Source organism: Paenisporosarcina sp. TG20, from assembly GCF_000286315.1.
GTDB lineage: Bacteria > Bacillota > Bacilli > Bacillales_A > Planococcaceae > Paenisporosarcina.
The window spans coordinates 1-17389 of the sequence record NZ_ALJG01000287.1 but is presented as its reverse complement, the minus strand read 5'-3'; the positions used below and the strand labels follow the sequence as shown (position 1 = coordinate 17389).

The 17389-nt window shown below is 37.3% G+C and carries 17 protein-coding genes; 4 read left to right on the top strand and 13 right to left on the bottom strand.

All coding sequences use genetic code 11. From position 1 onward, the window contains the following. Positions 1–731: 731 nt before the first annotated feature. From acnA to B371_RS0109505, 3 genes are all read right to left on the bottom strand, one after another. On the bottom strand, positions 732–3440 hold the full coding sequence (acnA, locus tag B371_RS0109515; RefSeq protein ID WP_019414080.1) for an aconitate hydratase AcnA: 2709 nt from the start codon (positions 3438–3440) through the stop codon (positions 732–734). Positions 3441–3577: 137 nt separating this feature from the next. Beyond that, positions 3578–4066, bottom strand: coding sequence for a DinB family protein (locus tag B371_RS0109510; protein ID WP_019414079.1), 489 nt, complete (start codon positions 4064–4066; stop codon positions 3578–3580). 18 nt (positions 4067–4084) lie between these two features. Next, positions 4085–4486, bottom strand: a complete 402-nt coding sequence (locus B371_RS0109505; protein WP_019414078.1) for a thiol-disulfide oxidoreductase DCC family protein — start codon at positions 4484–4486, stop codon at positions 4085–4087. An 837-nt stretch (positions 4487–5323) separates the two neighbouring features. Here B371_RS0109505 and B371_RS0109495 point away from each other — a divergent pair. After that, positions 5324–5572 (top strand): GlsB/YeaQ/YmgE family stress response membrane protein, encoded by a 249-nt coding sequence (locus tag B371_RS0109495; RefSeq protein ID WP_026023014.1) that lies wholly within the window; start codon positions 5324–5326, stop codon positions 5570–5572. Positions 5573–5650: 78 nt separating this feature from the next. On the opposite strand, the gene B371_RS0109490 is transcribed toward B371_RS0109495, so the two are convergent. Next, positions 5651–6298: a lytic transglycosylase domain-containing protein gene (locus tag B371_RS0109490; RefSeq protein WP_019414075.1), complete on the bottom strand. Its 648-nt coding sequence runs from the start codon at positions 6296–6298 to the stop codon at positions 5651–5653. Positions 6299–6406: 108 nt separating this feature from the next. On the opposite strand from B371_RS0109490, the gene mscL reads away from it, so the two are divergent. Beyond that, positions 6407–6790, top strand: coding sequence for a large conductance mechanosensitive channel protein MscL (gene mscL, locus B371_RS0109485; RefSeq protein WP_019414074.1), 384 nt, complete (start codon positions 6407–6409; stop codon positions 6788–6790). Between the two features lie 594 nt (positions 6791–7384). On the opposite strand, the gene B371_RS0109480 is transcribed toward mscL, so the two are convergent. Continuing rightward, the gene (locus B371_RS0109480; RefSeq protein WP_019414073.1) at positions 7385–7978 is read right to left on the bottom strand and encodes an SCO family protein; all 594 of its coding nucleotides are present in this window, start codon (positions 7976–7978) and stop codon (positions 7385–7387) included. A gap of 228 nt (positions 7979–8206) precedes the next feature. Here B371_RS0109480 and B371_RS0109475 point away from each other — a divergent pair, with 228 nt between their 5' ends. After that, on the top strand, positions 8207–8638 hold the full coding sequence (locus B371_RS0109475) for a DUF2621 domain-containing protein (protein WP_019414072.1): 432 nt from the start codon (positions 8207–8209) through the stop codon (positions 8636–8638). A gap of 64 nt (positions 8639–8702) precedes the next feature. Here B371_RS0109475 and B371_RS0109470 read toward each other — a convergent pair whose 3' ends face one another. The 7 genes from B371_RS0109470 to B371_RS0109440 form a co-directional block, all read right to left on the bottom strand. After that, on the bottom strand, positions 8703–9221 hold the full coding sequence (locus B371_RS0109470) for a CcdC family protein (RefSeq protein ID WP_019414071.1): 519 nt from the start codon (positions 9219–9221) through the stop codon (positions 8703–8705). 1 nt (position 9222) lies between these two features. Continuing rightward, on the bottom strand, positions 9223–9543 hold the full coding sequence (locus B371_RS0109465) for a thioredoxin family protein (RefSeq protein ID WP_019414070.1): 321 nt from the start codon (positions 9541–9543) through the stop codon (positions 9223–9225). A gap of 37 nt (positions 9544–9580) precedes the next feature. Further along, on the bottom strand, positions 9581–10291 hold the full coding sequence (locus B371_RS0109460; RefSeq protein WP_019414069.1) for a cytochrome c biogenesis CcdA family protein: 711 nt from the start codon (positions 10289–10291) through the stop codon (positions 9581–9583). Positions 10292–10414: 123 nt separating this feature from the next. After that, complete coding sequence (locus B371_RS0109455; protein ID WP_019414068.1) at positions 10415–12193, bottom strand: ABC transporter ATP-binding protein; 1779 nt, start codon at positions 12191–12193, stop codon at positions 10415–10417. Continuing rightward, positions 12193–13947 carry an ABC transporter transmembrane domain-containing protein gene (locus tag B371_RS0109450; protein WP_019414067.1) on the bottom strand — a complete coding sequence of 585 codons (1755 nt, stop codon included), beginning with the start codon at positions 13945–13947 and terminating at the stop codon, positions 12193–12195. The genes B371_RS0109455 and B371_RS0109450 overlap by 1 nt, the downstream gene beginning before the upstream one ends. Positions 13948–14026: 79 nt before the next feature. Then, positions 14027–14359 carry a YolD-like family protein gene (locus tag B371_RS0109445; RefSeq protein ID WP_019414066.1) on the bottom strand — a complete coding sequence of 111 codons (333 nt, stop codon included), beginning with the start codon at positions 14357–14359 and terminating at the stop codon, positions 14027–14029. A gap of 18 nt (positions 14360–14377) precedes the next feature. Further along, positions 14378–15634, bottom strand: a complete 1257-nt coding sequence (locus B371_RS0109440) for a UV-damage repair protein uvrX (RefSeq protein WP_019414065.1) — start codon at positions 15632–15634, stop codon at positions 14378–14380. Between the two features lie 621 nt (positions 15635–16255). Between B371_RS0109440 and B371_RS0109435 the strand changes: the two genes are divergently transcribed. Further along, positions 16256–16666, top strand: coding sequence for a hypothetical protein (locus B371_RS0109435; RefSeq protein ID WP_019414064.1), 411 nt, complete (start codon positions 16256–16258; stop codon positions 16664–16666). A 46-nt stretch (positions 16667–16712) separates the two neighbouring features. Here the strand turns inward: B371_RS0109435 and B371_RS0109430 are convergent, their stop codons facing one another. After that, positions 16713–17120 (bottom strand): IDEAL domain-containing protein, encoded by a 408-nt coding sequence (locus B371_RS0109430; protein ID WP_019414063.1) that lies wholly within the window; start codon positions 17118–17120, stop codon positions 16713–16715. Positions 17121–17389: the final 269 nt, after the last annotated feature.

Sequence of the window (17389 nt, the reverse complement as noted above, 5' to 3'; positions counted from 1 at the left end):
CCTTTCACTACAATCATTCTTCATTTAAAAATCAACAGTGATAATAGTGTAAAAAATAAATATAAAAACGTCCTATCTTGTAAAATGAAAGTACCCACACCTATATTTAAATAGGCCGATTTTTGATGTGAAATCCAAATATTACTAAAAAAGGATATATCACTGAACAAAATTCACTAGACTGAGAGGAAACTTGCGTTTCTAAAAAAGAAAATCACAACTTCACATTAATCGAATTAACGAGAGTCACATCTAAGGCATTTCGGTTTAGCATGTTACTCTCCATATACTAAAAACACCATGAACACGGGGTTCATGGCACTTCGATTTTATATTCATTCTTATGTTTTAAGAAAAACCGGGCAATTTACACCCGCTCATTTTAATCAATTACTAATAATTAGAGTGTTAGTAAAAGGGTTTCCCAACTGTATCGCCTTCGTTTTCCAGGTCGCTTCGGACGGCAAACTTACTGCATTTGCATCATAACCTGAAGAATAAAGGCCCCTTAGTGAAGTAACGTTCGCTTCACTAAGGGCCCCATACAGGCAATCTTGCGAGGGGGGGTTGCGTCCGACGCCCCTTCAATCAATGGGGATATCGTATTTTTGATTTTGGTTGACGTGCGAAAGTCGCAATGTTGTACATAGCGAGCAGAAGAGCTTAACAGTAATATCTTTCTAATAAATGAAAAGAAGACTGCCCATAAGGACAGTCTTCTCATAAAAATTTTAGTTTTTCAATTTATCACGTAGTACCATTGGTAAGATACCACCATGACGATAGTAATCAACTTCAACTTCTGAATCGAAACGTGCAAGAACATCAAATTCCTTCACAGATCCATCTTCAGCTTTTGCAGTAACTTTTAGGATATCACGAGGTTTTACTCCTTCAGCAATACTAACGCTGATTTCTTCTTTTCCTGTTAAGCCAAGTGTTTCTGCACTTTGACCTGCTAAGTATTGAAGAGGTAAAACACCCATCATCACTAAGTTAGAACGGTGAATACGTTCGTAGCTTTCAGCGAGAACAGTTTTAATGCCAAGTAAGTTCGTACCTTTTGCTGCCCAGTCACGTGAAGATCCCATACCGTAATCTTTACCTGCTAAAACAACTAAGCCAGTACCATCTTCTTGATATTTCATTGCAGCATCATAGATTGCCATGATTTCACCGTTTGGCCAGTAAGTGGTAAATCCACCTTCTGTACCTGCAGCAATTTGGTTACGAATACGAATGTTAGCAAACGTACCACGCATCATCACGTCATGACTACCTCGACGAGAACCATATGAGTTAAAGTCACGTACTTCTACTCCACGTTCACGCAAGTATTTACCTGCAGGTGTATCTTTCCCAATCGCACCCGCTGGTGAAATATGGTCTGTTGTAATTGAATCTCCGAATTTCGCAACAACACGAAGGCCAGCTAATGTTTGAATGTCACTTGGTTCAATAGATAATCCTTCGAAATATGGAGGATTTTGAATATATGTTGAATCTTCATCAAATGTATACAAGGAATCATTTGGTGTTTGTATTGCATTCCATCGCTCATTTTCATCGAAAACACGTTTATATTCGCTACGGAACAATTCAGGTGTAACGGTCTTAAGCATTACTTCTTTGATTTCTTCAGTTGAAGGCCAAATGTCAGCAAAGAATACATCGTTACCAGCTTGGTCTTTTCCAAGTGATTCGTTTTGAAGGTCGATATCTACCGTACCTGCTAATGCATAAGCAACAACAAGTGGTGGTGAAGCGAGATAGTTCCCTTTTACTAATGGGTGAATACGCCCTTCAAAGTTACGATTACCTGATAGTACAGAAGTAATTAGCAGATCGTTATCAATAATACCTTGTTCGATTTCAGGAAGCATTGGACCTGAGTTACCGATACAAGTTGTACAACCGTATCCAACTAAGTCAAATCCGACAGCACTTAGTGGCTCAAGAAGACCAGCGTCACGTAAGTAACCTGTTACTACTTTTGAACCCGGAGCAAGTGAGGTTTTCACAAATGCTGGTGGACGTAAACCTTTTTCAGCTGCTTTTTTGGCAACAAGACCTGCACCTATCATAACGAAAGGATTAGAAGTATTCGTACAAGATGTAATTGCTGCAATTCCGATAGCACCTGTAGGAATTTCCACTTCTTTGCCATCTAGTGTAACTGTTGCAGATTTTTTGAATTCTTTCTTAGATAAACCGAATCCTTGGTTGCCTTGAGGAGCTACAACCGCTTTGTTGAACTCAAGTTTCATTTGAGACAAAGGAATTAAATCTTGTGGTCGTTTAGGACCTGACATATTTGGTTCAATAGTAGATAAATCAAGTTCTATAACGTCTGTATAGATTGGATCTTCATTATCAACTGTAAAGAACATACCATTTGCAGATAAATATTCTTTTACTACTTGGATGTGTTCTTCATCACGACTAGTTAAACGCATATATGCAAGTGCTTCTTCGTCAACTGGGAAGAAACCACATGTTGCTCCATACTCAGGAGCCATGTTAGCAATTGTCGCACGGTCAGCAAGTGGTAGTTTTGTTACGCCAGCTCCGAAGAACTCAACAAATTTACCTACTACACCTTTTTTACGCAATACTTCAGTTACTTTAAGTGCTAAGTCGGTAGCTGTAGTGCCGTTTGGAAGGTCACCTGTTAGTTTAACTCCGATAACTTCAGGAATTGGGAAGTATGAAGGTTGACCAAGCATACCTGCCTCAGCTTCTATTCCACCAACACCCCATCCAAGAACACCGATACCATTTATCATTGTTGTATGTGAGTCAGTACCTACTAATGTATCTGGATACGTTTCGTATGAACCATCTGCATTTTCTACTGCATGAACAACGTTTGCTAAATACTCTAAGTTTACTTGATGCACGATACCTGTTGCTGGTGGAACAGCACGGTAGTTGTCATAAGCTTTTTGAGCCCAGCTAAGGAATTGGTAACGTTCTGCATTACGTTCGAATTCTAACTCCATATTAATGCGAAGTGAATCGGATGTACCGTATTTGTCTACTTGAACTGAGTGGTCAATAACTAAATCAACTGGAATAGCTGGGTTGATTTTGTTTGGGTCTCCACCCATTTTAGCCATTGCTGAGCGAAGTGCTGCTAAGTCAACGACTACTGGCACACCAGTGAAATCTTGAAGGATAACACGTGAAGGTTTAAACGGTACTTCCGCTTCAGGATCAACGTCTTTACCCCAGTTTGCCAATTTTTCTACGTGATCATCTTTGATAACATATCCGTCGTGTTGGCGTAAAACGGACTCAAGTAATACTTTAATTGAATAAGGAAGTCGGGAAACATTTGCGATCCCTGCCTCTTCTAACGCTGCTAATCGGTAGTAGTTATACTTTTTACCGTTTAATTCGAAAGAAGTACGGCTATTGTGCAAGTTACTCTTTGCCATGTCTTTTCCTCCTTTAATCTTTTGAAAAGGCTTTAATATATTACTAGCTTCTTTTCTCCATTTCTAATCATAACGTAATCTAGTTTATAAGTAAATTACATAAAAATTATAGGATGTGATAAGTATTCATTATGACCTTAGATCATTTTAATTATTTTTAGCAATTGCTTTAAATGACGTTTTTCATGCAATCCTACAAACGGGAACCATTGAATCAACGGTACCTTACCAAAAATAGGATGTTTGAAAGATTTTTCACGAAATGCTTCTTTAGGGCTAGATTCATAGACATCTAATAAGAATAGTCGTGATTCATGAAGTGCTTTTTTCATCTCCTCTTTTGATTTATAGTCTTCAGTTGGTGTTGTATAACCAGGTGCCTCTACTTTTAAAAGTCGTGAAGTTGTTATAAAGATAGGTTTTTTCATAGACTTTGTACTTTTAGGATTTTTAAGTTCTCTTGCAATATTAGTTGCAATGACAGTCTCCATACGTACAAGATGTTCAAAAATTTGTTTAGGAGACCATGATCCATTTGATGGGGTTGTGTTGAACTGCTTTTCAGATAATCCCTCAATTGATTGAAATAACTCTTTTCGAATTGCATTATTTTCTTCTAAAAACATGTGTGCATATCTCCTTTGCTAACTTAAAAACCGTTTCCGTTGTTGTGCTGACGGCAATAAACACGCATCGTTATTCCGCATCAAACGATGTCGGTATTTTGCTACGAATCGATAAACATAGTTACGGAAGAATCTTGGAACAAATCGTGCATATAGTGCCATGTGGTAGGGAGCATTCAAATACGCTGTAAGTGCTAATGCTGCATCAGACTCCACTAATACTTCTTTTCCCTTAACAAAGACAATTGAATCAATGTTTTGCAGTTGTGGGTGTTCTTTTTTAATTTTATTTGCAAGTTCACTTTGAAGTGGTGCAAAATAAATCGTTTCACTACGTTCATGTTGTAGGATAAATTGCACAGAACGTTGACAAAAACCACAGCTTCCATCGTATAAAAGAATAGGATTTGTATGATACATAAAATTCACCTTTATTCTTATATTACTTGAATCCTCACTAAATCTACAATCTAACGTCTTAATGGTGCATTAGTTAAAACGATGACTCATTGAACAATAGAATACGTAACTAATTAGATATACTGACAATATAATTAATTGTTATATCCTGTTGGATCGTAACGGTTAATATTACATCTGAAGTTACCAATACCTTTTACTTATACCCTCCATGATTAATGACGTCAAAATAAAGATGCGCTACTTCAAATTGAAGTAACGCATCCATTTAGGGAGTTTACCTTCCTATTTTTAAAACAGATAACTCATCGTGGTATAGAGATTGGTTGGTTACGGTCCATTTTTCAATTTAACTTTCCCAGATATTTAATACTCACTATGTGGCATTTGAAGAAAATGTGTTATTTAATACGAAGATAGACAGATTATTTATTCACATAGAATTGAAAGATGTCAAAAGCCAGGTTAAATATAAATACCGTGTTAATAACCATAAACCAGAATGCCTGTTTATTGAGTTTTTTCATCTTTATTCGATCCATCCCAACAACCTCTCTTTTAATTTTATTAACCTTTATTAAGACAACTAACGACAATAATTGCACATTCTTAGATTATTTTATGACGAATCACGTAAAAAATGACATGGAATTTTCACTTAATTTTTAATCCAAGTTAACCGTTATTAGAAGAACATTTCGATGGTGATTAATTCTAAATCACAAACACTTTTCATACATATAATAAGAGGAAGAAATACGATAGTTTAAAACTATGGTTAAAGCAAATCTATGGTTAGTAAGAAACATCACAATTATTGAACAGGAGATGACGAAAATGGAACTCATTTTATATCTTATTATTGGTGGTATTGTAGGTTGGGTAGCAGGACTAATTCTAGGGAAAGACTTGCCTGGTGGATTCATTGGTAACATTGTTGCTGGTATTGTTGGTGCTTGGATTGGCGGAGAAATCGGGTTATTTACCGTTGGACCAGTAATCGCTGGCATCCAACTTATTCCTGCCCTTATTGGGGCAATTATTTTAATTATTGTCGTAAGCTTTATTTTAAAAGCTGTAAGGTAATAATCTTTTTAAAAAAAGAGTCGTTCAAATGAGAACGACTCTTTTTTATGATGAAAATAATGCTCGTCCCACCTTGCTTCACTCTTCTTCGTACATGTGGTAATAATAAAGGATATCTTCCACATACTCATCACTACGATTGTACATGAATATTGCACGTTCAAGATCTCCCGTAGATGCCCCATTATTTGCTAAATAGTTCGCAGCACTAAACATAGCATCTTCAATTTGATAAGGATCCGCTTTACCATCTTCATTGGCATCAATTCCATATCCTCCGTACTTAGCAATAACATCGGGGTTTGTTTTATCATCATCTGAAATAGCACCTTTTCCTAGACCTGAACAACTAGGATGCTGCCAGCCGACGAATGTACAAGGCATGAACTGCATATGTCCTTCTGCACCTACTGGTGAAAGAAGTGGATCCATGGTTGAAAATCTAGTTTCAATTCGATGATGTGCAGCGAGTAATGTCCATGGAATCCCGTATTCTTTGGCTGCTTTTTTATAAATTGGTATATACTTTTTTGGGATATCTATATCAATCAACTTTTTTGGTACTTCCTTTAATGATTCTGTCAATACGGAAGTAATGGGAAGTCTTTTGATATCTCCCCAGTAAACACTTGTTAACACGAAAATTGTCATAGCAACTGGCAACATAAGAATAAGTAATAACAGTTTTATATTCACAGATACTTCTTTCTTCTTTTGTTTCTTCATTCTATCGCATCCTATTTTTATACTATTTTATCATATATCTTCTACAGGTACTTTCATTCCACCTGTTTGTTGTCATTAGATACCTAAATTATACAAGGAGGATAAAAAATGTTACAGGCTTTTAAAAATTTCGCATTACAAGGAAATGTTTTAGACCTAGCTGTAGCAGTAGTAATTGGAGCGGCATTCGGTAATATGGTATCTTCTCTCGTATCAGATATTATTACTCCATTAATTGGTATATTAATTGGGGGGGTTGATTTATCAGCACAGATGTTTGAAGTTGGAAGTGCTGAAGTGATGTATGGGAAATTTATCCAATCAATCTTTGACTTTATTATTATAGCTTTCTCTATTTTTATGGTTGTAAAAGGAATGTTGAAATTCCAGAGTAAGAAAAAAGAAAAAGTTATAATTACTGGACCAGCAGTAGATGCAAAAGAAGGATTACTTGAAGAAATTCGAGACTTATTAAAACATCGAAAAATATGAAATACATAAGAAAAACCGGGCACAGTATGCCCGGTCCTTTTAAAAAGGATAACCAACCATAGAAACCCGTTTATTTCCGTTACGGTGGACGCTTTTCGCGGACATGGCTTCAGTCTCCTCGTCACTGCGTTCCTCCGGGGCCTTCAGCTCATGCTCTTCCCGCAGAAGTCGCCACCTGCACTTCAATCAACTAGGCGGGAAAAGCGTGTTCGGTGAGACCCCGCAGTCGCACAATGGAACGAAGGCTAAGACGCCACGTCACGAGTCGAAGCCTCCTCAGGCCAACATCCTGTTGGCCTGAGGAGGTTCACGGACCGCCCACGGAAAGCGTCCGCCTGTTTCTGCATCGCTACGCTAGCTTCGAAACATGAAAGTTCGTTGTAACGGAAATCGACAGCGTCATTTTTATATGAAAAAAGAGCTGCCCTTAAAAGTCATTGTCTATGACTTTTGGGACAGCCCCTTTATTATTTTTAATTAAAAATATTACTACAAATATGATTCAAATAGGTATGCAAATTCTGTTGAATTTTAAAGTGTAATTCTGCGTTTTGCAATAGGAAACGGAAAACCGTTGGTATCAGCCCATCCTTTTTATTTGCCTTGTTCAATTAAAGCTTGCATATCAGAAGCTATCTCTTCTTTTGGTACTTCTAGATAGCCATTATAACTTTTAACCACAACACCTTTTTGATCTACTAGATAAAAACTCTGCCCATGAACTACTTGGTTAGAACTAGGGTCATTTTTTACAAGCGCCTTAAATGAATCACGAGCAAATTGCTCCATATATTCTGGATCATATCCTGATAGTAGTTCCCATTTGGATTCATCAGGTGGGTTAAACTTCGCTAAAAAATCCGCCATGATTTCGGGTGTATCCACTTCAGGGTCCACGCTAAATGCTACTATTTTATAGTCTGTTACACCTAATTCAATTAATTCGTCTTGTACCATTGTCATATTCATAGTCATTGGTGGACATATTGTTTCACAATTAGTAAATATAAAAGTTGTCAACCACACTTTACCTTTTAAATTTTCTAAAGAGACTTCTTCGCCTCTTTGTGATTCGTGTGAAAAGGATTCAACTTCCCAATCGGTTTCAGCTTTAAACTTAGACGAATTACACGCTGTTAGTATAATGGCACTCAAAACTATAAGTATGAACATTTTTTTACGCTTCATCATGGACTCTCCCCACTTTCATTCCTTCTCATCTTAACGAATGACTTTTTCTAATTCAAGATAGAAGTATTCATTGTTTCTTACGAATTTGTGGCAACTGATGATTTATTATAAATATATTTCACAACATCAAGTTAATATAAAGAGAATTCAAAAGAAATCATACTTAGTGCGTGTATTTTTACGAGGAACCTTTTATAATAGAAGGATAGTACATAAGAGGTGAGTATGTTGGGTTTAGAAGGTTGGTTTTTATGGTTTATAGTATTTTGGGTTTTTGTACTTGCTGGACTATTCGCCATTGGCGGCTACTTTATGTTCCGCAAGTTTTTAAAAGTGTTGCCGAAAGATGATGGAAAATCTGTGCTTGATTGGGAAGAATATTATGTGAATAAATCCCTTCATTTATGGGGAGATCAAGCTAAAGCACTGTTGAACGAACTCGTAACGCCTGTCCCTGACTTGTTTCGTCCGGTTGCTAAACAGAAAATAGCAGGCAAAGTCGCTAAAATTGCGTTAGAAGAAAATGCAAATTCAATTGAACATGACCATATTATTCGTGGATATATTCAAGCAACTCCGAAGAGAGATCACAAATTCTTACGGAAAAAGCTAAAATCATTAGAAATTGATATGACACCATATGAACATTTATTTTAAATAGGAAAAGTTCAAAGTACCACTTGATTATCGGACTTGGATTTTTACAATAACAAAAACCGACCTATGTGATTAAGGTCGGTTTTTGTTTTGGATTATTCATCGTCTTTTTTTCTATCTTTTTATATTGAACCAGCATTGCAATACGCCATGGCACAATCATTCCAAAAGCGAGTATCCAAAACATACCGCTAAGTTCTCCCACATCAATAGTCGAACTCAGGATGATTTTTGCTACTAATCGAACAACTACCAGTCCAATTAATATAAAAATAAACGCCTTCGATTGCTTTAAATAAATATCTCCATTTTTCACTTCAAATCTGGATGTCCAAATTAGAACGATTGAAAAAAGAAGTCCAACACCAAATGCTTCTATAATTTGGAGCGGAGCTACTCGGAAATATTCAAATACAAACATTAAGGCACCAGTCGACATAAAAAGTGGCGGCAATATAATTTTCTTTGCGCTAACTGGTTTTTTCGTGGATTTTGCTCTCACCGTCATAACCAGTGTACCCATGACAACTGCTACAATTGTTGATCCAATGACTAACCACTGCGAAGGAATTTGTTCAATCATCTTATTCCTCCCATTTCTTTAATTCATGTAGTTTATCTAAAACTTTTTGCACAGGTACAAACCGAGCAAATCGTGCAAACTCTTGTCCATCTTTGAATAATAGTACTATGGGTGCTGAAAATAAGCCGAGTTGTCCTGCTAATTTAGGTATTTCTGCTGCATTGGCAACATAAAACGGGATGGACGTGTTGCCTTTAAGAGAAACGATTTGTGGGTATAGACCTTCACATACCGAACAATTGGTCGTTTTCACAAATAACAAAAGGTGGTTTTCGTGTTGAACGACTTCTTGCCATTTTTCATAATTTATTATGGATTCCATCTCAACACCACCTTTTCATCGTTGTTCTCAGTTTACCTTAAAATCCTTGGAAGTCACCAAAAAACGGACTTAATATACGGATAATGAGAGTCATACCGTCAAAGAACAACAGAATGCCGACAGCAATCATAATATATCCTCCGATTTTCACAATCTTTGCATTGTGTTTTCGAATCCAGTTTAGACGTGTAATGAATAGAGACAATACGAAGAATGGAATAGCAAACCCCAGAACATAGGCTAACATATACCATACACCTGACCCTGGATTAGCCGATGCCAATACAAAAACCGATGCTAAGATTGGCCCCGTACACGGTTGCCACCCTGCTGCAAACGCCATCCCAATCAATACTGTTCCAAGATAACCAGCTGGTCTATTTTTAAAATGAATTTTTCTATCCTTCATTAAAAATTCAGGTGTGAATATGCCAATAACTATCAATCCAAACAAGACGATAAAAATAGCTCCAACCTGGCGAATTAAATCTTGATTTTGTTGGAACAAGGTATAAAACAAACTTGTGCTAAAACCAAGAGCAATAAAGATAATTGAAAAGCCTAATAGGAAAAATAGTGTGTGGAGCATTCCCCGCTTTTGTAAAACACCACGATCGGTTTTCAATTCGTCTAATGTCATACCGGTTATATACGAAAGAAATGCTGGATATAAAGGCAAAGTACATGGTGAGATGAAGCTTAGAAACCCGGCTCCAAATGCCAGCAATAAATTGATATCTGTAGTCATCACGGTCGCTCCTTTACAGTTCTTCGTTTATCGTAACAAAAAATCATTCAAATAACGTCATTATTGATTGTGACATTTTTTTGTCTAAACAAAAAAGGACACAATTGTGTCCTCTTTTGTTGTTTATAGACTCTTTACCACAATATTATTTTGCAGTAAATACATTTTGTGATATAGTCCTTTGCTCGCAAGTAACTGTTGATGATTGCCACGTTCTACGACTTCCCCTTGATGGAGAACAAGAATTAATTCAGCATCTTGAATAGTACTTAGACGATGTGCAATTGCAATTGTAGTTCGCCCTTGACGCATTTTCTTCAAACTAGACTGAATAGCAACTTCTGTTTCCGTATCAATGTTTGCAGTCGCTTCATCAAGCACTAAAATCTTCGGATCAGTTGCCATCGTCCGCGCGAATGCGACGAGTTGACGTTGGCCACTTGAAAATGTTGAACCTCGTTCTGTAACTTTTTGTTTATAGCCATCTGGCAACTCATTAATAAATGCATCTGCTTGAACAAATTCAGCTGCATCTTGAACTTCTTCGTCAGTCAAATCTGGATTGTGCAAACGTATATTACTTTCAATGGTACCGTAGAACAAGAATGGATCTTGTAGAACTAGGCCCATCTTTTCACGCAACTCTTGTGACTTATAATCTTTTACAGACTGTCCATCTATCAATATATCACCTTGTTCGAATTCATAAAAACGCATCAACAAGTTAATGATAGAACTTTTACCACTACCCGTGTGGCCTACGAGTGCTACCGTCTCTCCAGGGTAAGCAGTAAAAGAAATATTTTTTAATACATCCGTTTGTCCATCGTAAGAGAATGTTACGTTATTGAATTCAATTTTACCAGCCTCAATACGAGCTTTCGTATTGGCTTGAACAGGTACAAGTTCCTCTTCATCTAGCAATTTAAAAACACGAGAAGCTGCAACAATAGCTTGTTGGAAAATGGATAAACGTTGCATCACTTGATTTATCGGTTCAAAGAAACGGTCGATATACGTCACAAAGGCATAGATAACGCCGACTTCTATTGTATTACTAAAAGAGGTAATACCAAAATAACTAAGTAACATGATAAGTGCCAGTGCATACACCAAATCAATAGCGGGTCTTAGTAACAAGCTATCCATTTTAATATTACGTTTACCGGCTTTCCAGTGTTGTTCATTTATATCGTTAAACTCATCCTTTAAGCGAGGTTCTTGTCGGAATGCCTGGATCATTGACATCCCTTGCAAAGATTCTGCTAGTTTTGCATTCAATTGGCTTAATCGTTCACGTAAATCCTGGTAAAATACCGAACTATAACGACGATAAGCACTAATAATTAAAAACAGTATGGGCAGTAGCAACAGTGTTACCATTGCTAGTTTTGCGTTTAAGATAAACATGGCAATGTATACACCTACAACTAAAAAGGCACTTTGTACAAAGCCAACCAGCACACTTACGAACATATCTTTAATTGCTTCTGTATCATTCGTTACCCGAGACACGATACTTCCTGCTGGGGTTTTGTCAAAATAACGCATCCCAAGGTTTTGAACTTTAGTAAAGACATCAATACGCATTTGTTGAATGATTTTTAGTGCGATTTCTTGAAATTTCAGCAATTGGAAATAACTAATAAATACATTGGTTATTTGAATAAATAAGTATGCACTCGCAAGTCCTACGAGAGGTCCTGTTGGGAAATTTCGTGCAGTTAAATAGTCGTCAATAAACGTTTTAATTAAGAGTGGGCCAACTACATCTCCAATGACGGTTAACCCAAGTAAGATTAAGGCATATATAATGACTTTTTTGTGTGGCTTTAAGTATGAAATAAGCCTTTTTAATATCATACTTTGATCTTTACTGGTTAGTTTCGGCTGATGTTCCATTACACCTCACCTCCCATTTCAACGAGTGCTTCTAGTTGTTGTAATTGATACATTTCATAGTAACGCCCTTGTCGCTCCATCAGTGCTTGGTGGGAACCTTTTTCAACAATGGTTCCTTCATGCATGACGATGATTTGATGTGCGTGCTGAATTGCACTTAATCGATGAGCCGTAATAATGGTTGTTTCATCTAGACGAGAAGCTTTCAATGACTCAAGTATTGCTTCTTCCGTTCGAGCATCGACTGCCGATAGTGAATCATCTAAAATAAGCAATTCGGGTTTCATCATTAATGCACGGGCAATCGAAATTCGTTGCTTTTGACCACCGGATAGGGATACCCCTCGTTCCCCAACAATCGTGTCATAACCACTCGTGAAGTTCATAATGTCCTCGTGAATATGTGCAAGACGAGCCGCTTCATACACTTCTTCTATTGCCGCACTCGTATTCGCAAATGCGATATTGCCAGCAATCGTTGTTGAAAACAAGAAGTGATCTTGTGGTACGTAACCAATAGCCGAACGTAGACGCTCTTTTTTATATTCATTAATTGAATGACCACCGTATGTAATCGCACCATCATACCCTTCAAATTCACGAAGTAACAACTTTAATATGGCGGTTTTCCCAGAACCTGTTTTCCCAACAATCCCTAACGTTTCACCGCGTTTTACTGAGAAATGAACATTTCTAAGTGCGGCACGTTCATCCTCAGGAAACTTAAATTCAGCGATGGTAACTTCTAAGTCCCCCTGCGCTTTTACATCAAGTGCATGTTCCGCGTCATCAATATCTACTGGTTCGGCGAGAAGCGTGCGAATCCGATCGTAAGAAGCACGGCCACGTTCGACAATGTTAAATAACCAGCCAAAAGCTAGCATCGGCCAGACGAGTAAACCTAAATAGGCTGTAAAAGCAATTAAATCACCAATTGTCATATCTCCTGCAACAATGAATCGTGCACCAAACACAATGGATAGGAAAAACGAAACACCAACAATTGCAGAAATGGTGGGGTCAAATAAAGAATCAACTTTCGCTACATGAATGTTCTTTTCTACAACGTCATCTGATAACTTCACAAAGTCTTGAATATCTTCTTTTTCTTGACCAAATGTTTTAATAACTTTTATACCTGAAATACTTTCTTGCGTTTTATCATTTAAGCTGGAGAATGCTTCTTGTGCAAAATGGAAACGATTGTGTAATAGTTTCCCGTAGTAATTTGTTAAATACGCCATTATCGGCATTGGAATAAGTGCAATAAGCGTTAATTTCCAATCAATAGTAATTGCCATCGCTGCAATAACAAAACTGCCTGTAGTCACAGAATCTACAAGTGTTAACACACCCGCTCCAGCCGTTTGTTGGACTGCTGATAAATCATTAGTCGCATGTGCCATTAAATCGCCAACACGTCGCTTTTGATAAAATCGCGGTGACATGCGCGTGAAATGCCGGAATAAACGGGCACGCAATTGACGTGCAAGCAAAATTGCCGAGCCGAAAATTAACATGCGCCAGTAATAACGAATGATATACATCGCAAGTGCCGCACTAGCAAGCAACAGCACCCCTTTTAAAAGTGCTTCGCTCGTTAAGGTGCCTAGTCGAATCTCATCGACGACATAACCAATTATTTTAGGTGGCAACAGTTGCAAAAATGCAACGACCATCAGCATGATGATGCCGATAATGTACTGTTTCTTTCTCTCTTTAAAAAACCACCCTAAATCTAAAAATACTTTCACCCAGGTATCCCCCGATTCTTTTTTCAACCTTAATTAGTTTAGCAAATATTTGGGATTTAGAGAAGATACAAATTGAAGATTATTCGGGTTGGGAAATAGTTTGGATGTGTTCAAAGGGAATCCATATTGTACCTTCTTTTTCCGATGCTAGCCTGAGCATCCCGCGGTTTAAATCAATGCGCTGAATAGTACCAAGTACCTCCTCACTCCCTCCCTCTTTTGTATAGACAATACAAAGTAGCTCACCGGCAGCCATTGCTTCGGAAATGATATAATGCCATTCTTCCAATTGTTGCTCATCTACTTCAATGGGTTTCGTGTGGCTTTCTTCTTGTTGCCATTCTCTAAGCATACGTACATGTTCCGGTAGCATCATCGCGGTCCATTTCATTCGTCCACGGTCACGTAACATAGCGTCACTCCTCCTTTGCTATTCTGCTTTATGTCCTCCAATTAATTTAGCACGAGCTCGAGCTGTCCCTGCATCGGTATAGGAAACGGCACGTAGTAAAGCGGCTGAACCATATTTACTACGAATATGATCCATGGTCGAACCGAGCTTGCGCTTGCGCCATTTTTCCGCTTCAAATAGGCTGAGCTGCATGGAATGCTCAGGTTCTATATTCGACAATGTCACAGATAAACGCCTAACAGGTCGATCATCAAAATGTTCTTGCAATATTTTTACGCACATATTGTAAATTTTCATTGTATCGTTTGTGCCTTCTTCCATTGAACGACAACGATGGAACCCTCCCCCAAAAGCGTCTTTACTGTAACCAACACCGAGATGCACGGTGCGTCCAATTTTCCCCGCTTCACGTGCACGTCTCGCCACGTCTTCTGTCATTTCAAGTACAACCGTAAGAATATCTTCCGTTTTACGATAATCACGAAACAAAACTTGCCCTTTACTGTAACTAATCTGTCCTTCAATAATAGGTGCACCAAGATCTGATAAATCAATTCCCCATGCGTGATGGTAGAGCTGGTTACCCATTACCCCAAATTTCGATTCAAGCGTCGCTAACTCAGTTTTGGCTAAATCTCCCACTGAAAAAATCCCCATAGCATTCAATTTCTTTTCCATTTGAGAACCGATTCCCCACATTTCACTAAGGGGAGATACTGGCCATAACTTCGTTGGCACATCTTCATAGGTCCATCGTGCGAATCCTGTTTTTTTGGCATCTAAATCGAGAGCTAACTTAGCCATTAACATATTTGGTCCCATGCCCATTGCAGAAGGTAATTGAAACATTTCAAGTAACTCGTCTTGAATACGCTGAATGGTTTCTTCGATAGGTCCCCACAACCGTTCCGTTCCAGCTAAATCAATAAAACTTTCATCTACGCTATAAACGTGAATCGCTTCTTTTGGTACATATTCACTGAGTAATCGGGTAATTTCCATCGAAACCCTCACGAAAAAGCCCATTTTGGGTTGAATTAAGCGAATGGATGGATGTTCAGGAATTTCAAATAAGCGCGTACCTGTTTTTACACCAAATTCTTTTTTCATTGGGGGTGAAGCCGCTAAAACAATACTTCCTTTCTGTTCAAGATTTCCAATAACCGCAATCGGGGTTTTCATTACGTCAAGACCTTCATCAGCTGCCGCACAACTTGCATAAAAGCTTCGCATATCGAGACAGATGATTTTTCGATCTTGGTATTGTTCATACATAAAAGCCTTCCTCCTCTGAAACGAACAAATGTTCTTTATCTAATTATACGCCGAACGAACGTTCTTAATCAATGGATGGAAAATATTTTCAGGTTTGGTTTGGTTTATTTTATGTATTGGAGTTGCGTTCGAGGTTGACTGGTTTGTTCGCAAGGTTGACTCTATTACTAACTACAGACTTGCCCACCACATTTTTTGTTATCTATTCATCTGATACTGAAAGTGACAGTTTAGATAGATTAAGTGAGATGAGGCTAGCTGCGGACACATACCTTAGAAATCTGGTATTTTAATGGATAATCCCTAAATCTGTAACGACCTTCCTCTTTAAAGTTTTAAAATAATCGTTCTTCACTTATCCAAAAAGGAATCATCGTGTTCATTTTTTTCGTCGATTAACTTGGACTATGGATATATCGATACATCCACATACTTTGCGGAACTAGACATAAATGAATAAAGGTAGGCGTATTCTGATAACAATACTTTCGGTTTACATAATAGAAGTCTCATTCTTTCTATTTCAAGAAAAAAATGTCCACAACAGCTCTGTTCTCCTAAATTTAGACTTAGGAAAATGGTGCTGCTCGTGAACAAAATTTTTAATATGGAGGTGTTTTTTTGAAAAAGTTTATGATCTCCTTTGGTATTTTCGTTTGTTTATTCGTAGCTTTAATTTATGCGTTAACTATCTCTCCAGAACCACTTGATAATAAGGCATTATCTAAAAAAGAACCTCCAACAGAGATTGGACTACTGACTTTTTTACAAATAATAATAGTAGAGAAGTTGAAAGATCTTAATGAAGTGGTCAACATAAAAACTGATAATAAAGAGTCGATTATCATTGAAACGTCATTAAATAGTTTAGATACAATACGGCATATTGAAGTTATAGAAGAGATATATTCGGAACTTAAAATAATGAACAAACAAAATGGAATTAAAGCAATAAATTATAAAGTTCTTTTGAAAACTGAGGACGGAATAGTTGTAGGAGAATTAAAATTTGGTAATCATCCCCTTCCTTAATAAGAAATGATATGAGTTGAACAGAATTTGAAAACCCGATTTTAGATTATTGATTTTGTAGATTTGTTAATTTTCGAAACCAGTCTTCATCATGCATGCATAGAGCTAAATCAATCAGCATATCAATATCTTCTTGCGATTCCACATCACTTGGTAAAGGAGTTATAGATTTATTCGGAAAAGACTTAAAAAAACGTTTGTAGACTTTACCGGGAGTATAATTCAGTCCGAATAATTCAACAACAGAAATATCTTGATAAGATTCGGAGATGATTCCTTTGAATTTTTTACCATCTGAGTTTGTGACTTCCACCCATTGTTCTTTTTTAGGAAAAAATTGCGATTCAACCGATTCAACTGGTAGATCCGAGTTATGAATACCGTTCATGTGTTGTTTCAACACTTTTCTACTGCCGCAAAACATTCCACATATTGGGCAAATTGACAAGTCCATTTCCCTACTCCCCTTCTACTGCGAAATATGATAATCACAAGCTTGTTTCGAATTTATTCTTATTATTTCCATTAATTTTTCATTGTATTCCCATTGTTGACAATACTTCATCTCAATATCCATTGTTATGAATAAATTTTTCATCCTCGAAAATAACTCATGTCATGCCATAGAACCTCTTTAAAGAGAATGTTTTGCGTTTCCTTTCAAAGCCTATAAACAAAGAAAAACCGGACAAGTAAGCCCGGACCTTTATAAGATAGCCTTCT